Origin of the sequence: Kangiella geojedonensis (assembly GCF_000981765.1) — a bacterium.
In the GTDB taxonomy this organism is placed as follows: Bacteria; Pseudomonadota; Gammaproteobacteria; order Enterobacterales; family Kangiellaceae; genus Kangiella; species Kangiella geojedonensis.
Window position 1 is genome coordinate 1827649 of sequence record NZ_CP010975.1, and the last position, 20893, is coordinate 1848541.

The following is a 20893-nucleotide window of genomic DNA, read 5'->3' on the forward strand; positions in this document are numbered from 1 at the left end:
TACAGAAGATAATTAAGCGAGTTTTATTGTGAAAAGAGTAGTAGTTACAGGCATGGGAGTCGTCTCCTGCCTAGGCAATAATGTTGATGACGTTAAACAGTCATTAATTGATGGCAGGTCAGGCATAAAGAAGATTGATGCCTATGAGGAACATGGACTTCGCAGTCACCTTGCTGGAAAACCTGATATTGATGTTAGTGAACACATCGATCGTAAAAAATTACGTTTCATGGGTGATGCTGCAGCCTATTCCTATATTGCAATGGAGCAAGCGATTGCCGACGCTAACCTTACAGAAGATCTCGTCTCCAACTATCGCACCGGTATTATTATGGGGTCTGGTGGCGCATCTCAAAAAGCTCAGGTTGAGTCTATTGATATTGCCAAAGAACGTGGCCCAAAACGTATTGGTCCATACGCCGTTCCAAAAACAATGGGCAGCACGACTTCAGCATGTCTTGCCACTCCCTTTAAAATTAAAGGTATAAATTACAGCATTTCATCAGCTTGTGCCACAAGCGCACACTGTATTGGTAATGCTTTAGAGCAAATCCAGCTAGGCAAACAAGATATTATGTTCGCTGGCGGCGGCGAAGAAGAAGACTGGCGCTTAACCGTGCTGTTTGATGCGATGGGCGCATTATCTAGTAAATACAATGACACTCCAGAAACTGCATCACGTCCTTATGACGCGACTCGTGACGGTTTTGTCATTTCATCAGGCGGCGGTTGTTTAGTGCTAGAAGAGTATGAGCATGCAAAAGCTCGTGGCGCGAAAATCTACGCTGAAATCACTGGCTATGGCGCAACATCTGACGGCTATGACATGGTGGCACCATCAGGCGAAGGTGCGGTACGCTGTATGCAGCAAGCTTTGGCTAACACCAAAAACCCTGTTGATTACGTAAATACACATGGAACAAGTACCCCTGTTGGCGATACGGCTGAGCTCAACGCAATTAAAGAAGTATTCCCCGAGAAGGTTCCTTACATAGGCTCTACGAAATCTTTGGCAGGACACTCACTCGGCGCAACAGGTGTGCATGAAGCAATATACTCATTGATCATGATGCAAAATAACTTCATCGCAGCCTCAGCAAATATCAGCGAGTTGGATGAAAAAGCACAAGGTCTGCCGATAGTGCAACAACGAATGGACAACACTGAAATTAAAAGCTTCTTATCTAATAGCTTCGGTTTTGGTGGTACTAACTGCTCACTTCTTTTTGAGAAAATCTAAGAAGCGTGAGAGTCTGTTAAGTTATAAAGCCCGCATTTGCGGGCTTTTTTATTCCTGTTGTTTCGACTTTATCTTATCAATTTTTTTTAACTTCTCCATAAACTCATCCTTGTCTAAAGCACTTTTGTAGTCCAAGTTATACTTACTGTGGAAGTTAATACTTAATGTCACCTTATCATCCGTTAAATCAACGTTATAGCCATCTAAATCAGAATAAGCACTAATACCTTTGTAATAATGTTTGTTACCACGCTTCTCACCCAACTCTACAACTTTTTGATAAGCGCGTAACGCCATACGAATATCAATTTCAGAAGACATTTGTTCTCCTTAAAACTATTTTGTATCATCCTAACGAAAAGTGATGACAATAGACACAAAAAAGCCCGCTAGAACGCGGGCTTTTAACTTTCTTTACTAAAGAAGGCCAAAACTAAGATTCTACATGCCAATAAACGCAGAATTTTTTACTTCTAACGAGGCGCGGACGTTTCGAGGAATAGAGTTAACAAATAGTTAATGAATCCCGCAGAAACGTCCTGCAACAAAGTTAGAAGTGAAAAAGACAAATTTATTCAGGACGCATATGCGGGAATAACAGTACATCACGTATGCTTGGTGAATCAGTAAGCAACATCACTAAACGATCAATACCAATACCCTCGCCCGCTGTTGGCGGTAAACCATACTCTAGTGCTCGGATATAATCCGCGTCATAGTGCATTGCTTCATCATCACCAGCATCTTTTGCTTCAACTTGCGCTTTAAAGCGCTCAGCCTGATCTTCTGCGTCATTCAACTCTGAGAAACCATTCGCTAGTTCACGACCACCTGCAAAGAACTCAAAACGGTCGGTCACAAAAGGATTATCATCATTACGACGAGCCAGTGGCGAGACTTCTGCTGGATACGCCGTAATAAACGTTGGCTGAATTAACTTATGCTCAGCAACTTCTTCGAAGATTTCAATTTGGATTTTTCCTAAGCCCCAAGAATCTTCAACTTTAACGTTGCTTGCTTTGGCAATTTTCTTAGCAGATTCTAGATCATTCAACTGCTCGATAGACACTTCAGGCAAGTATTTAACGATTGCTTCGAGTACCGTCATGCGCTCGAATGACTTACCAAAATCATAAGTCGCATCGCCACTTTCAAACACGGTTCTGCCTAGAACAGACTCAACGGTATAGCGCAACATTTCTTCCGTTAAATCCATTAAGTCATTGTAGTCCGCATAGCCCCAATAGAACTCTAACATAGTGAACTCAGGGTTATGGCGCGTTGATAAACCTTCATTGCGGAAGTTACGGTTTATCTCAAAAACTTTTTCTAGACCACCAACCACTAAACGTTTCAAATACAACTCAGGAGCTACACGTAAGAATAAAGGCATGTCCAAAGCATTATGATGAGTTTCAAATGGCTTAGCCGTAGCGCCACCAGGAATCACGTGCATCATTGGTGTTTCGACTTCCAAAAACTCACGAGCTTCTAAGAAATCACGAATTGCTTTAACCACTTTCGAGCGAGCAATAAAAGTCTCGCGCGAGTCTTCATTCACAATTAAATCAACATAACGCTGACGATAGCGAGTCTCTTGATCCGATAAACCACCCCACTTATCAGGCAGTGGGCGTAGTGACTTAGTCAGCAACTTAATTTCAGAAGCTTTAACCGACAACTCACCTTTATTCGTCTTAAAAACCGTGCCTTCGATACCCACGATATCGCCGATATCCCAAGTTTTGAAATCATCATAGACTTCGTCGCCAACCTGATCTTTACGAACGTAAGATTGGATACGACCAGACATATCTTGAATGGTGATAAAGCTCGCTTTACCCATGTTACGGAATAACATAATGCGACCAGCAACCTTCACCTTCTTACCGATTTCCTCTAGCTCGGGCTTCTCTTTATCACCATAATCATCAGCGATATCAGCAGCTAGGGAATCACGACGAAAGTCGTTCGGAAAGGCAATCCCCTGTTTTCGTTTCTCCGCCAACTTCTCTTTACGCAAGGTAATTTGTTCGTTGACGTCGACGACTGGGGTTTCTTGATTGCTCATTTTTTCTCTTCACCTCAAGTTAATTACTTTCTTCATTAAAACAAGTACCGACTTACGGTACAAAAACTCACATCATTTTTCTGTGAACACTATTTTAGACACACACCTAAAACTTATCCCTCAAAGAATTTGCTAAGTCAGTGCGCGGCAAATGATTTTTATAGCCTATAGGAGCTTACTCCAGTAATTGACTATCCGCTTAAAACTTTTAACACCGCAAAAACAACGCATAAATCTCTGAAGCTCACACTCTATCTAGAGTGACTTGTGTGCAGTCGCTCTAGACGCCAGCTTTTAAAGAAGCCTCGATAAAACTATCTAGATCTCCGTCTAACACCGCCTGAGTACTGCTGGACTCATGGCCTGTTCTTAAATCTTTAATTCGTGACTGATCCAATACATACGATCGAATCTGACTGCCCCAACCGATATCAGACTTGGAGTCTTCAAGCGCCTGTTGCTCTTCACGCTGCTTCTGCATTTCGAGCTCATAGAGCTTGGCTTTCATCATTTTCATCGCTTCAGCACGGTTTTTATGCTGTGAACGGTCATTTTGACATTGAACCACAATACCTGTTGGGATATGCGTCAGTCGTATCGCCGAGTCAGTTTTATTGACGTGCTGACCACCAGCTCCGCTCGCTCGATAGGTATCAACTCGCAAATCTGCTGGATTAACCTCGATATCGATATCATCATCAACTTCTGGATAAACAAAAACCGATGCAAACGATGTATGACGACGGTTGCCTGAGTCAAACGGTGATTTGCGTACTAAGCGATGAACACCAGTCTCTGTTCTTAACCAACCATAAGCGTATTCGCCATCGACTTTAATCGTTGCGCTCTTTATACCAGCAACGTCCCCATCAGACTCTTCGGTGACTTCGACTTTAAAACCACGGCTTTCCGCCCAACGTAAATACATACGAAGTAACATACTCGCCCAATCTTGCGCTTCTGTACCGCCAGAACCCGCCTGGATATCCAAGTAAGCATTATTCTCATCCATCTCACCTGAGAACATGCGCCTAAACTCAAGTTTAGCTAACATCTTCTCTAAGCCCTCGACTTCGACTTCGATCATCTCGGCACTGTCAGCATCGTTCTCTTCTACTGCAATTTCTAAAAGGTCAGAGTGATCCGTGACGCCCTGCTCTAACTCTAGTATGGTATTAACCACGGCTTCTAATTTGGCACGCTCTTGACCTAGCGCTTGGGCTCGCTCCTGATCATTCCACACATCAGGTTGCTCTAACTCTTTAGTGACTTCTTCTAGACGCTCTTGTTTGGCATCAAAGTCAAAGATACCCCCTAAGCGTTTCAACACGCTCAGACATATCTTTTAAATGTTCTCTTATTGGATTAACTTCTAACATGCTGCCCCAAATTGCACTTTTTAGCGGGATTTCCGCTCTTTTCTACGCAAAAGGGGCATATTTTAACCAATCGCAAGACGGCTGCATAGCCATAAACAAAGACATATAGCCAAAATCGCAAGAAATATTAGATATAAGGTGAAAATAGCGGATTCTAAAGGACAAGTCCTAAGCTGAGATACTGACCCAACGCCAGCAAGCAGCCTTCTGGTTGACAGTTATTGGGGTTACAGATCATTAGCTAAGTGCTTAGGCAGCAACCTAGTTTGTTGCGATATAAATATAAATTATACTTAAAATTCATAGGCTAGACTTAGGCTAGGCAAATCAAAAATTCTTGAAAGGGGTTTACTTTAGTAAATGACAATAGTGTATTTCAAGGGAAACTAAGAGCTGACTTAGCATACCTTTTTACCCACAACCTTAGGATTAAAGCTCGTTAGCTAAGTACTTAGGCGGCAAATTGAAATTTTAAGGACGGAGTTTACTAAAAGTAAATGACGACGAAAAATTTCAATTTAACAAACTAAGCACAACGATAAGGAGCTTTAACGTCGTTTAGGGGTCCAGGCCCATATCATTTGACACTCTATCGGCTCCTTCCCTTCAACATCAGTAACCGTAACGGCCACTTCAACCTCTCCTTTCTCTAAGGTAAGTATGTCCTGAATCTGCGCTTCAGTAAGGTGCGCCTTAGCCACTAAATCTCCATTTGCTCGTTTTAGAAAGTCGACTTTAAGGGTTTTGATCACAGGCACTTTGTCATCTGGTACATTCATACCAACCACCATACCGGTGGCTGTTTCAGCAATTAAAGCCATGCCAGCCGCATGAATGGTGCCGATATGGTTTTGAACTTTTTTTCGATTCTGGAGGCGGAACTCTGAATGCGTTTTAGTTAGTTGAAGTACTTCTACTTTCGCTGTACCCACGAGCTTCACAGTTTTCCTCAACGCAAAATTTAACAATGGCTTTCTGAGGAAAGTCGGATAGCTTTCAATTTTCTTAACCAAGCGGGCTAGGCGATTGTCCTTACTCATGTCATGACCTCGGCAGTGTTTTTCAGTAATATTTAAACCACAAAACTGGTTCGACCAGACAATCATGGCATAAACCGAATTATGTGTAAAAAGATATTTCAGAACCGTATAAAGGCAAACTTTTGTGGTAATGTTTTTACATCACAACAATATTAGGACTCACAATGAATAAAATAACCTTAATTTCTCTTAGCGTGGCTTTAGCATTAACGGCCTGCTCCGATGATAAAGCTGCGTCTAAAGAAGAAGGAAAACAACCCGCTCAGCAGGTTGATGCCCCTGCGGAAGCAAGTGATGCTATGACCGCTGAAGAAGCCTCAGAAAAGCTTAATCAGCTATTTACCGAAAACTTCCAGGAAAGCCTCAAGTTCAATCCTATCCAGGCGACCATGATCGGTGATAGACGCTATAACGATCAGCTTCCAAATTTTTTATCAGAAGAACTTCGTCAAAAAAGTCACGACTTTACCGTTAAATGGTTAGATAAAATAAAGCAAATCGATCGTGATTTATTAAAAGGACAAGATCGTCTCAGTTACGACGTCTTCATCTATCAATCTGAAATGGCTTTAGAGGGTGAAAAATTTCCCGGCCACTTAATTCCTCTCAATCAATCGAATAATTTAGCAGGATTTTTCGCTCAGCTTGGCTCAGGACAAAGCGTACAACCATTCGAAACAGTTGAAGATTACGACAATTGGCTTGGGCGGGTTGATGATGGCGTGGTCGTGCTCGATCAAATTATCATCAACTTAAATCAAGGCATTGAGCAAAACGTAGTACAACCTAAAGCATTGATGAAAAAAGTGCTACCACAAATCAAAGCACACGTTGTTGAGGACCCAACGAAGAGTATCTTCTACAAACCGATCGAGTCTATGCCAGATAGCTTTTCTGAAGAAGATAAGAATCGTCTGACTGAAGCTTACACCAAAGCCATCGTTGAAAAGCTAGTACCGAGCTACCAACGTCTTCATGATTACATCAAGGACGACTATATGGAACATGCACGCGATAGCTTTGGCCTGAGCGAGCAACCAAATGGTGAAGATTGGTATAACTACCAGCTTAAAACCTACACCACGACAGACCTAACCGCAGACGAAATCCATCAGTTTGGTCTTAATGAAGTGACTCGTATCCACGAAGAAATGCGTGAGGTTATGAAGCAAGAAGGCTTCGAAGGAACGCTTGATGAATGGTTCGCTTACGTACAGTCAAATCCTGAGTTCTACTATGACAACGAAGAAGACCTGTTACAGGGTTATCGTGATTTACAAAAAAAAGTGAATAAGCTTTTGCCTACGATGTTCAATATTCAGCCGAAAAGTGACTACGAGGTTCGTGCTGTTGAAGCCTTCCGAGCAGAGTCTGCAGCTGGGGCATCTTATATGCCGGGTAGCCCTGATGGTTCTCGTCCAGGTATTTTCTACGTCAATACCTTTAACCTAAAAGGGCAACCTAAATTTGGTATGGAGACACTTTCCATCCACGAAGCAGCCCCAGGTCATCACTTCCAAATCTCACTACAACAAGAAGTCGAAGGCTTGCCGATGTTCCGTCGTTTTGGTGGCTTAAGCGTGTTCTCTGAAGGTTGGGCACTGTACGCAGAGTCTATCGGCAAAGAAATGGGCATGTTTACCGACCCAATGCAATATTACGGTCGTCTCAGCGATGAAATGCTACGCGCTATGCGCTTGGTGGTTGATACGGGCTTACACGCAAAGGGTTGGTCACGCCAGAAAGCGATCGATTATATGATGAAGAACTCATCCATGGCGGATACTGATGTTATTTCAGAAGTCGAACGCTATATTGCATGGCCAGGCCAAGCCGTTTCTTATAAAGTCGGTCAGCGCGAAATCAGTCGCTTACGAGCAGAAGCCGAAGAAAAGCTTGGTGACAAGTTTGATATCCGCGAATTCCACACTCAAATTTTGATTGATGGCGCTATGCCAATCCCAGTCTTAAAAACTAAAATTCTTGAGTGGATCGATTCCAAGCAGGCATCTTAATTCTTAGTGTTATTCATTTACCGTAAAAAAGGAGCCTCTTGGCTCCTTTTTTTATTTGCTAAAACCTTATACTTTATAGTTTATAGTTTGATATTTTTAGTTAAACAGCCGTAAGCAACTTCATCTTGCCAGCGCCCATCAAAGTTAAAATGCTCCTTGAAATATCCCTCACGTCGCATTCCAAAGTGCTCCATCAATTTCCACGAAGGAATGTTTCGGGGCTCGCAGTAAGCAATAATTTTATGGCAAGGCCAATCCATTAATATGACTCTTAGCAACTCTTTAACCGCTTCAGTTCCATAACCATGACCATGGTAATGACGATTGAATTTGTAACCAATTTCTATGTGCTGATGTTGTTTACTGGTATATCGAAAGCCGACATCACCTATCAGTTTATTCTCTGACTTGAGTATAACCGCAGCTCCCATCCAACGGCCTTCCTCGCCGCCCCACTCACCAAAGTGACTGAGAAAAATATCATGAGCCTCTTTTTTATTTGAAACCGGTGCGATGTACTTCATCACCTCGGGGTCCATCGCATACTCGCAGTAATCGTCAAAGTCAGATTCTTTCAGCGGACGCAGCAATAAACGTTCGGTATCAATAGTTTCCTTCATAAATTATCACCCAGAAATTTCAACAAACTGTTTCAATAGGGGAAAGTATAATGCCATTCTACTGGGGCGCTGCTCAAATTTCCCCACAATATGCTGATACTGCTTTAACTGGTTCGCGTAGCGCTCAACTTCAGCATTGATAAAACGCTCTACATCAGAACCTTTGTGATCACCTGTTTTATAATCGATAATCCAGCGAGTACCTTGTTCATCAATAAAGCTGCGGTCAATAATAAAGCTTCGGACCATGGGCCTACCACTTGAGTCAGCTACTGTTCCAGTTAATTCCCACTCACAACGAGAGTCTTGATGTTTATGCAGTAACCATTGACCCTTTTCATCGTTCTTAACGTTTGATAATGCTTGCTTTGCTTTTTGAAAAGCCTGCGTAACATCGTTGTCCGTATGCAAAAGCTCTTTTAACTGCACTTCAATCGTTTCGTAGTCACTAGCTTCAAGCTCCTCAAAACTTTGTCTTTGCGAAGCTATCAGCTCCAACTGCTTATGGACCACCAAACCAACCACTCGAGCAATGTCACTCGCCCAGTCGAAATCCACCTCTTCTTGTTCTATAAGATCATCACCGCTCCTCTCCAACTGGTTCTCTATATGCGGTGTTTTAAAGTCATTATGAAGTCTATACCAGCCATCATAGAAACTTAACTCGCTGTGCTCATCAGAAACAGTGTTAATATTGGCGGAAACTTCGTTAAACTGTTTCTCAATAAGGTTCTCATAATAAGGAAGCAAATAATGCAGTAATGATCGCTTATCCACCGAGCTGTAAGACCACTCAGACTTTTCTTCATCAAACTTAAGTTTCAGTTCACAACTTAAAACTAACCTTTTCTTTGCACGAGTTGCCGCCACATAAAGCAAACGCGCATCCTCATACACAGATTTCTTGCTTTGGATATCACGGGCTAACTGATAAATGGGATCTTTTTGCTCTGCGCCCTGAATCGGCGCTAACAAATAACCAGCTCGATCCTCAACGGTAAACTCTTCCCATAGTAATAACTGATGGTCATCAGCTCTTTTTTGTCGCTGCAACGATGGCAATATAACGGTGTCAAACTCCAAACCTTTCGACTTATGCATGGTCATAATTTCAACTTGAGCAGAGTCAGCCTGTTGATCAGCGAACAATTCCGTTACAGCTGTATTAATACGCTCAAAAGTGAGAGGCCATTCAACCTGCTCTAACTCCATCAACAGCTCAAACACTGCATAAACATCTTTTCGCTCAGCATCATCCAGTAATGCGCTGGGTCCACCAAGAGCAAGCCAAGCAGCTTCGACAAGCTGGCTTAGAGGCTTTCGTCCCGCGTCCTCAAGTATTGGACTTATAACCGTTTTAGCATTACTCAGGCGAAGAGTCGTGTCGCTATCAAGCTCTTGAAGCGTCTCACACTCTTCTAACCACCTCCAAAAATGATGACCAAAAGTACGATGCAAATGAGTGATTTGCGATAATGTTAAGCCTATCAACGGCGACTTTAATAATGCGACCCACGCGATGCCGTCTTGTGGATGAAGTAACAAGCGACCCAAAACCATTATGTCGCTTACACAAGGTTTATGAGACAAATACTCCATGTCCTTAGCGTAATAGCTTATGCCTGACGCTCTCAGTTGCCCCATTAAATCTTGAGCATGATTACGACCTCTGACAAGTACCGCTATAGATTCGTCAGGATGTTTCACAATAGTTTGTTGTATGGTTTCAGCTAACTGCTCAGCTTCATTGTTCCCAGCCATATCAAAACTGACGTTGAAGTTTACAAAGTGCTGCTCATCATCAGGCTTCATAGCTTCTGCCTTGCTATAACTCACAGCACCTAACAAGGCGTCATCGTTTACAGGAAAAATTTTCTCAAAACGACGATTGACCCAGTCAATAATTGATGGCGATGATCGAAAGTTCGCAGTTAATTGTAATGATGTAACAGAGAAGTTGTTGATGCCCTCTTGCTGAGTCTTAATAAACAAACCGACATTCGCTTCACGAAAACGGTAAATAGACTGCATAGGATCGCCTACTAAGAATAGAGTACGACCATCTCCAACTTGCCAGCCTGAAATAAGCTTGCTTAATAATTGATACTGCGTAAAAGACGTATCTTGGAACTCGTCGACCAACAGGTGCTTAATTTGATAATCCAACTTCAATGCCAACTCTGATGGCTCATCAAAAAAACCCAGCGCCCTATCAGCAGCTAATGCAATTTCAATAAAGTCAGCTTCGGCATTTGATTGAAAGTCTACTGTTAGTGCTCCTGAGACCAATCTGAGAAGATGTAGTAGCGAATAGAGAATATCCTGTTGTTCAGGACTGTATACAGGCTTAGGTAAGGACACAATATCGTTTAAGGTTTCTGCGAACTCAGGAATTTCAGCCCATTCGGAAAAAAGCTCTTTTAACTCTGCTTTAAGAGCCTTGCCTACTTTTTTGTCCTCACCTTGAAGGGCGGTATCAGCAAGCAAGCCAACGCCCTTATCAAGGCGTTTCCTAAATTTCCCTTTGCCGGTTAAGCAGAACGAAGCAAGTGCCTTCCACTTCTCTAGGTTGTGATAATCCAATTCAGGCAAGGAATCAATGTCCTTAAGCGCTGACAGTTCATGTTTCGCCTCGAGAAAACCTGATGCAAAGTGTATCCCACGAAGTAAACCACTTGCCTCTATTGCTGGCTGAAACGCTTTAAGCTTTTGTAGCCTCATTTGAGCTATTTGATTGATGCCATCTTCCAAGATATCAATATCAAGCTCACCAGCACCAAGTAGACGCAGCCATTGGTCGCGCTTTCCCAGCATTTGAGCCAATAAGCCAATTAATTTTTCGACTTGATTATCAAGGTGCGCCAACAATTTTAAAATATGAGTGCCGTAATCAGCATCATCTAGATAGCTTAAAATAGACTCTGCTGCTCGGCGGTATGATTCTTGTGGGTAATTGGTAATAGACAAGGAGCCACCTGAGTGACTTAACACAGGCATCTGGTTGGCAATCATGCTCGACAAAGAGTCGATGGTTGTTACTCTTAGTCGGTGACTATTTTGCAACAGGTTCCACTCAAGTTCAGAGTCCCGTTGTAGAACCTTCTTTGCCAATTGCCAAGTTGTTTTTTGATGCGCATCCTCGGGTTCACTTCCTTGCGCCATCAACAAAGACTCAACTAAACGATGGCGCATTTCTGCAGCAGCCTTTCTGGTAAAAGTCATTGCAACGACTTCTTCTGGATGCTCAACCGTTGTCAAAACATTCAGTATGCGCTGAGTCAGAAGGCTGGTCTTGCCCGCCCCGGCTGGTGCTTGAACAATAAAGGATTCCTCTGCATTAATGGCTTGTTGGCGAACCTGCTGATCGGGCGGTGACATTAACTTAGTCATGCCCACCCCCTGTTTGAACTGCTGACTTAAAGTCAACATCGCGCTGTGACCAGCGACTTACTGCATGGTAATCGACAAAATCACCCGAGTACTCGGTCAGTTCAGCATTGCCTTGCTTAAAGTCTTCTGCAATCTGCTCTAACATCTGCTTCCAGGTTTGTATCGCCTCGGAAAATTCATCTGGGTACGGATTGTTCTTATAATCTCTAAGCGCAATAACACCTTCCAGCATATTCGCTTCTTCAGTGATACCAATATATTTACAAGCCTTCAAATGCGCCTGCATAAACACAACACCAGCAACTTTATGCTGATGTGAGCTTTCTGAAATGGCGTAAAGTAATAATTGTGGCTCAGCAATTGGATCTCGAAACAACGACGATAACACTGGCTGGCCCGTTTTATAATCTATGATTAATAAACGGCCGTCGCTTAACTGATCAATACGGTCGATGACGATACTAAACTTTAGCCCCGAAAGCTCAATCTCACGCGGTACCTCTGTGCCGATAACGGCAAAAGGCTCACGACTTTTGTCTAACTCTAAGGACTCTAGGATTAGAGCTTGCAGACGTTGTACTTCAATCGCAAAGAATGCTGAATTCTGTAATAAATAAATGTGACGTGATGCTTCTTCTAGTACAAACTGAGTAGTCTTATTGACTAAATCCATCAATCCTTCATCGGATAATCCTAGTAAGGCTTTCTGTGTTTCTAAGCGGCTCCAAATGAGCTGCATCGCTTTATGGAATAAATTTCCTCGGTCCATATAAGACACACCCAAACCATCCTCTTCAAATGCTTGCAACTCCAGTCGATAGCGCAAGTAAGCATCAAAAGGCGACGCTGCCTGCATTCTCAATAACCCTGTGCCTCCTTTTACGGAGAAGTGTTCCTCTAAAGCTTCACCATAATGATCATCATAGTATTCCAAACACTCCTTTCTTGGCCAAAGTTCCAGTATAGCTGGGAGCTCAGAATCTAGCGGTAGCTTCAGAGGCGGGATCTCAGGAAGCATTTGCTTCAATAAGGGGCTCATCATTTGCTCCTGCTCCCCTTCGAACTCTGCGTAACTGATGTTCAGCTCTTGATTCGCGAGCAGTGAATGAATCAGTGACTGCGCATACTCGACTTCGCGACTATGCGACGAACCTGGTAAGTTATATTTCCGCTGTAATATTTTTGAGAGAAAAGGATTGGGCGACGCCTTTTGTGGCAACACTTGATCAGTAGCCCCCACGAGCCATACCGCTTCAAAAGTAATACCAATCGCTTCGAGCATACCCATGATTTGGAGCGGCGCTTTAGGTTGCTGTTGGTGAAAGCTTTGCTGTTCTAGCTGTTCTTTAAGCAGCGACATGGCACGAGAAAAAGCTAAAGCCTCAGTGGCAACTTTTTGTATGCTTTGTGACGCCTTGATGGCTTCTATAAAAGTTTGCTGAACCTGGTACTCTCTACTGCTTAAGCTGTGATAGCCTGTCCAGTGTAACTCTGATAGTAACGAGAGCAGAGCCTTGATCTGAGACTTATAATCAGCATTGGTTTGCAACTCTTTGTGATGACCTTGCAATACATCTAACCATGGTAACTGGACTTTATGATGACGGCTGAGCTTTACAATATCATCCACTGAATAATACGCTTTTGTCGATTTTCTTATCCGTAACTCGAACTGAGTAGACTGCCAGTGCAATTCTTGTTCTTGGTATAGATAAGGAGCCAGCAATAGATGTTGAAGCTGGGCTTTGGTGACTCTTTTATAGGTTAATGCAACCCAGTCCATCACAAGCGCGATCAATGGTTGCTTCAACAAAGATTCATCAATCGAAAAGTCGTGTAAAGGCTGAGCGATCTCTTTACCACTGACCAGATTCCTTGCGTAAAACTCGCGGTATATTAAACGCTCTATGTATGCTCGCTTCTGCTCAAGATCGGGTACCACAATCGCTATTTTCTTGTGGGGCTGTTCCAGCAACATGTCTCTCGCCCACCGAACCGCTGCCAGCAACTCATGGTTTGGAGTCGGCGCTGAATACAGCTGCACATTGTTTTTTGTTCGCTCACGGGAGAATGACCAGTTAATCACTTGTTTCTCTTGAGCAAGCAATTGCAGTAAAGCCGTTTGCTGAGGAGTAGGCTGCTGAAAACCATAGGTAATAATAGTGGCCGGTAACTGTTGCTGGATTGACGTGATTATCGTGGCGAGATAATTACCTTGTTGTTGCATATCGATCCAGCCGTTTGAATCCAGCTGTTGCTCAAAAGCACTGTACCACTCTTGAAACGCCTCCTGATCCTGATCGCCTGGCATCACATCTAGCGACTCAACTTGCCACTGTTGACACAGTCGCCAAGCATCAAAACTTAACTGCTCGGTTTGTTTAGCGTTTAGCAACGGCTTGACCACATCAGAAGCCGTTACCATCCGCTTCCAAAGGTATTGGCTCTGACTGGAGCTCAGCCTCACTGGCAAGGATATACTAGCGTCTTGTGCCAGCCCCCAACAGTAATTCAAAAATGCGCTCCATGGCATCACCTTGAGGCTCGGCCACACATCATGACCTTGAGACAACTGCTGAGTGGCATATTGCTCACGAATAAAGCGCGCCTGACGGCGACTTGCAGTAATAACTAACGATTGTTCTGCGTCGACGACACTAAAGTCCATGCTTTCCCTTTATAATGGTTTTCTGACTGTACTATTTATTTCAAGCACTGTTTATTGCCAGCATTGTTTTATTGGCAGTTGACGATCAATCGCCCGCGATGTTTGTTATCAATTAATTCGTCAAAATAAGGAGACACATCTTTAAGAGCTATCTCCTTACTTAAAATACTATCGAAGTCGGGTAACGGCGTATCCTGCCCAAACTGATTCCAGAGCTGTGTACGTAAGTCCATTGGGCAGTTGGTTGAACTGACCCCGAGCAGACTGACACCTCGTAAGATAAGCGGAATAACGGTCGCTTGCAGTTTTGGGCTTTGCGCTAAGCCGATACAAGCAATATTACCCCATAAATCAATACTTGCCATAAGCTTACTTAGAGTCTCGCCACCGATACTATCGATTAAGCCACCGTACGAGCCCTTGGCAAGAGGTTTATCGCTCAACGCTAAATCACTCAAGGTTTTGACTTCAGTCGCACCTAATTTTTTCAAATAATCGTGCATTGAAGATTGGCTAGTTACGGCCACAGTGTCATAACCTTTCTTGCTCAAGAGGTTTATGGCAAAACTCCCCACTCCACCACTCGCTCCAGTAACCACGATTGGACCTTTGTCAGGGGTTTGCCCGTTCACTTCCATACGGTGAATCGCCAGTGCTGCGGTAAAGCCAGCAGTGCCAATTATCATAGACTCTCGGCCAGAATAAGCTTGGGGCTGCTTCATCACAAACTCACTATCTACCCGCGCATATTGCGATAAGCCTCCATCGAAACTCTCGCCTAAGCCACAGCCATTCACAATCACCCTATCACCTTGGCTAAGTTGTGCATTGGATGACTCAACAACCGTTCCGGCAAGATCAATACCCGCATTTAAAGGGAACGACTTCATGATTGCCCCTCGTCCACTAGCGGCAAGAGCATCTTTATAATTGATACTCGAATAATCAACTTTGATGATAGTGTCGCCAGCGCTTAGATCATCAATCTCAATATCTAATAATTGATGGCGCACGTCTGGATCTTTAAATACTCGGCAGGCTAAAAAAGACACATAGACTCCTTTTATTCAGTGATCACTTAAACTTTGATGTTTCTGAAAGTTAAGTTAATTCTCGGCTCTGTAATGTTTGGTTCTTTGGGAACTTGGTGCAACCAATACTGCTGCGTTGTTCCCTGCATGACCAATAGACTACCAGAAGTGAGCGTCATTTTGTGTCTCAATTTAGGATTCGTCTTGTGTTTGAGATGAAACGCTCGCGCTTGGCCTAAACTCACCGAGGCTATAACAGGCTCATGGCCCAACTCTTTCTCATCGTCAGCATGCCAGCCCATACTGTCTTTGCCATCTCGGTATAAGTTACACAGCACGCTATTAAAAGAAGTATTAAGCTCTGATTGCAACATTGCTTTCAACCGTTTCAGAGGCTCAATCCAAGGCAGTGGCTGATGTAGCTTACCCGAGTAACGATATTGCGCATCGGGATCGCCGTACCAAGCCACACGGCGTGGTACCAGCCTTTCCTTCCCTGCAATCCATAAAGATTCCGCTTGCCATTCCACGCCACTCAATAACTCACTCAACAAATTAGAGGCTTCAGGCTCTATAATAAAATTAGGGTAGTACTGCACAGAAGCGTTAGACTGATCAGAGTCCAATACTAAAATTTCATCCTTCTGCTCAAATCCTAGCCCCATTTGTTGCATAAAATTCTTATCTCACTTGATAAGCCTGTAGTGGCAAAACTAACCTAGAAGTAGGTTATCAGATGTTAAGCGATTTTGTGTTGGAAATTAACATTATTGCTAGAATAAAAAAGGCCAACCGTATTAGGGCTGGCCTTTTGTCATGTCACTCAAAGTAACAGGATAATCAGTAATTTAATTACTTTTCATCCCGAACCTCTTCTAACACTTCTTTTCTTTCAACCACTTCTTGCTCCCACTTTCTGCTAAACAAACCGATTAACAGAACAACTGCACCGACACCGATACTGAAGGTCGCAATAAACTGGAATAGGCTAGGCATTTCAGAAACATTGTCAGGATCGAAGCCACCAGCCAATAAGCCCGCAATAATACTGCCGATAGAGTAAGTAAAGATGAATAGACCCATCATCTGACCCATGTAACGACGAGGTGACAATTTACTCACAGCACTTAACGCGATAGGGCTTAAGCAAAGCTCACCCACCGTGTGCAAGAAGTAAGTAAGAATCAAGAAGAATGCCGCAGATTTACCACCACCAGCAGCGATGTGTGCCGCGAACACCATAACGATAAAACCGCTACCCATGATGATCAAACCGAAAGCAGTTTTAAGGCCATATCCCGGCGTTACCATTCTCTTACCTAACTTAACCCAAAAAGCAGCAAAGAAAGGTGTCAATACGATAATGAAGAAGGAGTTTACACTCTGGAACCAAGCGGTTGGGATCTCAAAAGTGCTGATCATTCTGTCAGTGTAATCTCGAGCGAATAGATTTAAAGAAGAACCCGCTTGCTCAAAACCTGACCAGAAACATGCAGAAGCGATACAGATGAGTAATAGCGCCCACATCCCCTTCTTTTCAGTTGGATCTAATTTCCCGAAGAAGTAAATAAATCCAAAGTAAACAACAAAAAGTATACTCAAGGCGATAGCTGTTTTTTCAGCAAGGCTCACCGCGTCTATCGAGATGGTTCCGGCTAACGTTAAAGCAGTAACAACCGCTAAAGCAATTAAGAAAATACCGATAATTGACCAGCTTTTCTTACGACCGCTGGCTGAAATGTGAACCGATGGTTTGTCGCTAACTTCTGGTAAGTTTCTGTGAGTGAGGTAGAACTGAGTTAAGCCTAAGCCCATACCAACAGCGGCAGCACCGAACGCATAATGCCAACCCGCACTTTCCATCAGATATCCACATACAAAGTAACCGATTAAGGAACCGATGTTGATACCCATATAGTAAATCGCGTAACCAGCATCACGACGCTCATCTTCACTGCCATAAAGTTGGCCAACAACCGCCGTAATATTCGGCTTCAATAGACCTGTACCCAAAGCTACAAGAATCAAGCCGACAAAAAATGAGCTTTCATTAGGAATAGCCAACACGATGTGGCCACACATAATAACGATACCACCGTACCAAATGGCTTTTTTCCCGCCGATCAATCGGTCAGCAATCCAGCCTCCAGGTAATCCCATGAAATATACCGAGCTGGTATATAAGCCGTAGATAGCAGTGGCAGTCACTGTAGTAAGCCCTAAACCACCTTCTTGCAGCATAGCCGTCATAAATAAAACCAAAATACCACGCATGCCGTAATAACTCATGCGCTCCCACATTTCGGTCATAAACAAGGTCTGAAGACCTTTGGGATGCCCAAAAAAGGACTTGTCTTTTGTTTCTTCTGTCATTGATATACCCTTTAATTGCTCAAAATCTATCGGTTTCACTCTGCAGTAGAGTCATAGATCATAGTGATTTAGTGCGATTACCTAACTGTGAGTCTCGATCTTTGTCGAAATAATTATTAGATAGGTCGCTGATTTTCTTAATAATTTATTTGTTAGCAACACACTTGGCCCAAATAAGACAACACATTGTTATATAATGACTTTGATTCGTCCAGTCCTTTTTCGGGCTTGCCAAGGGCTAAAAGTTACTAACCTTTTTACTTAAGAGCCCTTTATTTATTGGCGAACCAGCCTGATATTCTGAGCTTTGTGCGCGGTAGTATTTGTCCTAAATGGATTAATATCCAGTCCTCCACGGCGCGTATATCGGGCGTAAACCGTGAGCTCTTGCGGTTGGCAATACTTCATAAGGTCAACGAAGATACGTTCAACACACTGTTCATGAAATTCATTATGGTTTCTAAAAGATATCAAGTACTTAAGTAATGACTCGCGATCAATCTTTGGACCTCGATAGTCAATCAACACGGTAGCCCAGTCTGGTTGTGAGGTAATCAAACAGTTACTTTTTAATAAATCACTCTGTAGGCTTTCTTGAACGACCTCTCCTTGCGCCATTAAAGCACTCGGCTGATAGTCATAATTGGAAACCTCTACATCAATCTCATCAATAAGCACTGACTCTGGCTCAGTAATAGCAACCTGTTGTCGATACTGCTCTAAGGTGAACAGCTGTACTGATACCGTTCCTTCCGCCGCTTTTGATAAGTCATGCTGCAAACTCTCCAGCACAGCTTCCCAATGCTCAAAGCGGGTTTGGTTATAGGAATTTAAGTACAGTTTAAAGGATTTAGATTCGATGATGTTGACGGTGTCGTGGGCAAATTCAAAAACACCGATAGCCACCTGAGGTTTTCCCTTGGCGTTGAGCCATGACATTTCATAAGCATTCCAAAAGTCGCTTCCATGAAATGGCAAACTACCCTTTAATCCTAATTCATCACGCTTTAACTGACGCGCTACAGGAAACAGTAGACTCGGGTCATATTGCTCCGGGTAGCCAACATCTTTTCCTAAGGGAATGTCATCATGGTTCATATCAGTACCTTTCCTAGTTTGGCGTCACTCTGGTCTTAAGCCTAAAATATACGGTCACTTCTTCACGATCATGATAGAGGTGCTTTGCTTGCCAGAAATAATCTAAGTCCGCATCTTCTAATCGTTCACAAATCAAACCAATACAGTCAGCCACTTCCTGGAAGCGCTTTTTCATAGGAAGTTTTAAATTGAAGATGGCATGCTGTGTGTGACTGCCTTCAAGCCACTCTGCCATCAAGTTCGCCACAAGCGATGGCTTCTCTACCATGTCGCAAACTAATACGTTAACTGGCTTCTTTGGCAGCCAAGTGAAAGCATTTTCTTTAAAGTGCTCCACATGCTCTGTTGCCATCAGTTTTTTGTCCATGGGGCCGTTATCAATCGCTGAAACTTGTAGTCCTCGCTCGACCAATTGATAAGTCCATCCCCCTGGAGCTGCCCCTAAATCCACCCCCGTGTTTCCTAAACGGAATGCATCTTTTTGTTGTTTACGAGAAATCAGCACCTGAATTCCTTCATCCAGCTTTAGAGTCGAACGGCTGGGAGCATCTTTTGGCGCTTTCAAACGCAGAATCCCGCCTTTATGTGGGCTTGAACACTCTAGCGGTGATAAGCCGATAAGGCAGTGATCATTGGCTAAAAACAAAACATGCAGCCGAAACTCACCTTCTTCCTGTATCAGGTTCTGCTTTTCCAGGGATATGGTCAAAGGTGTCGAAAACTTCTTACAAAACTTGGATAATTCACGCCCATCACCGCTATCAAGGTGCTCGACCAACACATTTTTCGCACTAGACAGTTCAGAGCAGATATCAATAATTGGTGAAATTCGATCATCAAGCGGCATGTCTTCGAGCTCTGCTTTAGCCCAAAACCATTGTCGCGCAAAAATAATATCAACCAAATCCAGCAAGCCAAAAAACTCTTCAGCACTCGACTGATCAAACATGTAATATCGCACATATCCTGTCTCTGGCTGCGCGTTAGCGTAACCAGCAAGGTCATGAGCCGTAGCTATAGCCTGCACTTCAGCCGCACAATCTGATTCAAAACCCGGGCGACAGAAAAAAATAAAAGGAGCTTGCTGCATAAATCAACATAGAGTGGTACTGAGATGGGCAGATTCTAACATAGAGTCACAGCCTATGATTAGGGTTTTACCCCTGCTGGTGCTAAAATAGCGACACTTTGATTAGCCAACCACAACGACCAATATGGCCCATTACAACAAATCAGACATTGCAGATCTCAAACAAGACTTAACGGTTGAGGATACTTTAAGTGGCTTCCCGATGACCTTTAATACGACTTGGGGCATTTTCTCTCCTAGAGCCATTGATGTTGGTTCGGTCATGTTGATCAAATATCTTGATGTTAACTCCAGCGATAAGTGCCTCGATCTTGGATGTGGTTATGGTGTACTTGGTTTAACCATGGCTAAGATGGCGCCGCAGGGTGAAGTCATTATGGTCGATAAAGACTATGTCGCCGTAGACTATGCCAACAAAAATGCTAAGAAAAATAACACACCTCATGCCAGCGCTCGTTTAAGCAATGGTTTCAGCGAAGTTCACGAAAGACACTTTAATGTCATCGTTTCGAACATACCCGCCAAAGTGGGTAACGAGTTACTTTACATTTTCTTGCACGATGCTTATGAGCGCTTAGCACCTGGGGGGCGTTTCTATGTAGTCACTATCACAGGTTTGCGTGATTTTATGAAAAGAGCTTTTAAAGAAGTTTTTGGCAATTATAAGAAGCATAAACAAGGGCCAGCCTACACGGTTGCGAGCGCCGTAAAAGAAGAGTAACGGTCATATAGCCGTCTATTTAATGTACAGCTGTCATATTGTCATCTTAGCGTCAAAAAGTTTACACATTTCCTGTGGATAACTTTGGGGAAAAATTGCTGAAACTTGCTCAAAGCCCATAAAATAAGGTGCTCTTTAACAAATCGTTCACTTTTTG

General features: G+C 43.2%; 15 protein-coding genes. 3 read left to right on the plus strand and 12 right to left on the minus strand.

All coding sequences use genetic code 11. The features are described 5' to 3' along the window. Positions 1–28 precede the first annotated feature (28 nt). Positions 29–1240, plus strand: a complete 1212-nt coding sequence (gene fabB / locus TQ33_RS08285; RefSeq protein WP_046561637.1) for a beta-ketoacyl-ACP synthase I — start codon at positions 29–31, stop codon at positions 1238–1240. 48 nt (positions 1241–1288) lie between these two features. Here fabB and TQ33_RS08290 read toward each other — a convergent pair whose 3' ends face one another. The 4 genes from TQ33_RS08290 to TQ33_RS08305 all read right to left on the minus strand — a co-directional run bounded on the left by TQ33_RS08290 (position 1289) and on the right by TQ33_RS08305 (position 5796). Then, a complete protein-coding gene (locus tag TQ33_RS08290; RefSeq protein ID WP_046561638.1) occupies positions 1289–1561 on the minus strand; it encodes a DUF3081 family protein in 273 nt (90 codons plus the stop codon). Positions 1562–1811: 250 nt separating this feature from the next. Continuing rightward, positions 1812–3311, minus strand: a complete 1500-nt coding sequence (gene lysS, locus TQ33_RS08295; protein ID WP_046561639.1) for a lysine--tRNA ligase — start codon at positions 3309–3311, stop codon at positions 1812–1814. Positions 3312–3591: 280 nt separating this feature from the next. After that, positions 3592–4690, minus strand: a protein-coding gene (gene prfB, locus TQ33_RS08300; RefSeq protein WP_144405967.1) for a peptide chain release factor 2 whose coding sequence is annotated in 2 segments (ribosomal slippage) — positions 3592–4614 and positions 4616–4690 — 1098 coding nt in all. Because the reading frame shifts where the segments join, the coding sequence is not laid out codon by codon here. A gap of 548 nt (positions 4691–5238) precedes the next feature. Continuing rightward, complete coding sequence (locus TQ33_RS08305) at positions 5239–5796, minus strand: DUF4442 domain-containing protein (protein WP_228640097.1); 558 nt, start codon at positions 5794–5796, stop codon at positions 5239–5241. Between the two features lie 98 nt (positions 5797–5894). On the opposite strand from TQ33_RS08305, the gene TQ33_RS08310 reads away from it, so the two are divergent. Then, positions 5895–7745: a DUF885 domain-containing protein gene (locus TQ33_RS08310; protein ID WP_046561641.1), complete on the plus strand. Its 1851-nt coding sequence runs from the start codon at positions 5895–5897 to the stop codon at positions 7743–7745. A gap of 80 nt (positions 7746–7825) precedes the next feature. Here TQ33_RS08310 and TQ33_RS08315 read toward each other — a convergent pair whose 3' ends face one another. The 8 genes from TQ33_RS08315 to rlmM all read right to left on the minus strand — a co-directional run bounded on the left by TQ33_RS08315 (position 7826) and on the right by rlmM (position 20015). After that, entirely contained in the window at positions 7826–8365 is a 540-nt protein-coding gene (locus TQ33_RS08315) for a GNAT family N-acetyltransferase (protein ID WP_046561642.1), read from the minus strand. A 6-nt stretch (positions 8366–8371) separates the two neighbouring features. Further along, positions 8372–11755 (minus strand): UvrD-helicase domain-containing protein, encoded by a 3384-nt coding sequence (locus TQ33_RS08320; RefSeq protein WP_052735258.1) that lies wholly within the window; start codon positions 11753–11755, stop codon positions 8372–8374. Continuing rightward, positions 11748–14423 carry a PD-(D/E)XK nuclease family protein gene (locus tag TQ33_RS08325; RefSeq protein ID WP_046561643.1) on the minus strand — a complete coding sequence of 892 codons (2676 nt, stop codon included), beginning with the start codon at positions 14421–14423 and terminating at the stop codon, positions 11748–11750. The genes TQ33_RS08320 and TQ33_RS08325 overlap by 8 nt, the downstream gene beginning before the upstream one ends. A gap of 68 nt (positions 14424–14491) precedes the next feature. Then, a complete protein-coding gene (locus tag TQ33_RS08330; RefSeq protein WP_046561644.1) occupies positions 14492–15475 on the minus strand; it encodes a YhdH/YhfP family quinone oxidoreductase in 984 nt (327 codons plus the stop codon). 26 nt (positions 15476–15501) lie between these two features. Then, complete coding sequence (locus tag TQ33_RS08335) at positions 15502–16128, minus strand: alpha-ketoglutarate-dependent dioxygenase AlkB family protein (protein ID WP_046561645.1); 627 nt, start codon at positions 16126–16128, stop codon at positions 15502–15504. Between the two features lie 178 nt (positions 16129–16306). After that, entirely contained in the window at positions 16307–17827 is a 1521-nt protein-coding gene (locus tag TQ33_RS08340) for a peptide MFS transporter (RefSeq protein ID WP_046561646.1), read from the minus strand. Positions 17828–18103: 276 nt separating this feature from the next. Then, positions 18104–18925: an NADPH-dependent 7-cyano-7-deazaguanine reductase QueF gene (queF, locus tag TQ33_RS08345; RefSeq protein WP_046561647.1), complete on the minus strand. Its 822-nt coding sequence runs from the start codon at positions 18923–18925 to the stop codon at positions 18104–18106. A 13-nt stretch (positions 18926–18938) separates the two neighbouring features. Beyond that, entirely contained in the window at positions 18939–20015 is a 1077-nt protein-coding gene (gene rlmM / locus TQ33_RS08350) for a 23S rRNA (cytidine(2498)-2'-O)-methyltransferase RlmM (RefSeq protein ID WP_046561648.1), read from the minus strand. 124 nt (positions 20016–20139) lie between these two features. Here rlmM and TQ33_RS08355 point away from each other — a divergent pair, with 124 nt between their 5' ends. Next, a complete protein-coding gene (locus tag TQ33_RS08355) occupies positions 20140–20736 on the plus strand; it encodes a class I SAM-dependent methyltransferase (RefSeq protein ID WP_046561649.1) in 597 nt (198 codons plus the stop codon). The last annotated feature ends 157 nt before the right edge of the window (positions 20737–20893 follow it).

What these genes read in the sequence shown, in the direction of transcription:
- TQ33_RS08290 (WP_046561638.1), bottom strand. Translation starts at nt 1,561, where the DNA reads ATGTCTTCTGAAATTGATATTCGTATGGCGTTACGCGCTTATCAAAAA.
- TQ33_RS08305 (WP_228640097.1), bottom strand. Translation starts at nt 5,796, where the DNA reads ATGATTGTCTGGTCGAACCAGTTTTGTGGTTTAAATATTACTGAAAAA.
- TQ33_RS08340 (WP_046561646.1), bottom strand. Translation starts at nt 17,827, where the DNA reads ATGACAGAAGAAACAAAAGACAAGTCCTTTTTTGGGCATCCCAAAGGT.
- TQ33_RS08320 (WP_052735258.1), bottom strand. Translation starts at nt 11,755, where the DNA reads ATGACTAAGTTAATGTCACCGCCCGATCAGCAGGTTCGCCAACAAGCC.
- lysS (WP_046561639.1), bottom strand. Translation starts at nt 3,311, where the DNA reads ATGAGCAATCAAGAAACCCCAGTCGTCGACGTCAACGAACAAATTACC.
- TQ33_RS08310 (WP_046561641.1), top strand. Translation starts at nt 5,895, where the DNA reads ATGAATAAAATAACCTTAATTTCTCTTAGCGTGGCTTTAGCATTAACG.
- TQ33_RS08355 (WP_046561649.1), top strand. Translation starts at nt 20,140, where the DNA reads ATGGCCCATTACAACAAATCAGACATTGCAGATCTCAAACAAGACTTA.
- queF (WP_046561647.1), bottom strand. Translation starts at nt 18,925, where the DNA reads ATGAACCATGATGACATTCCCTTAGGAAAAGATGTTGGCTACCCGGAG.
- TQ33_RS08325 (WP_046561643.1), bottom strand. Translation starts at nt 14,423, where the DNA reads ATGGACTTTAGTGTCGTCGACGCAGAACAATCGTTAGTTATTACTGCA.
- TQ33_RS08315 (WP_046561642.1), bottom strand. Translation starts at nt 8,365, where the DNA reads ATGAAGGAAACTATTGATACCGAACGTTTATTGCTGCGTCCGCTGAAA.
- rlmM (WP_046561648.1), bottom strand. Translation starts at nt 20,015, where the DNA reads ATGCAGCAAGCTCCTTTTATTTTTTTCTGTCGCCCGGGTTTTGAATCA.
- TQ33_RS08335 (WP_046561645.1), bottom strand. Translation starts at nt 16,128, where the DNA reads ATGCAACAAATGGGGCTAGGATTTGAGCAGAAGGATGAAATTTTAGTA.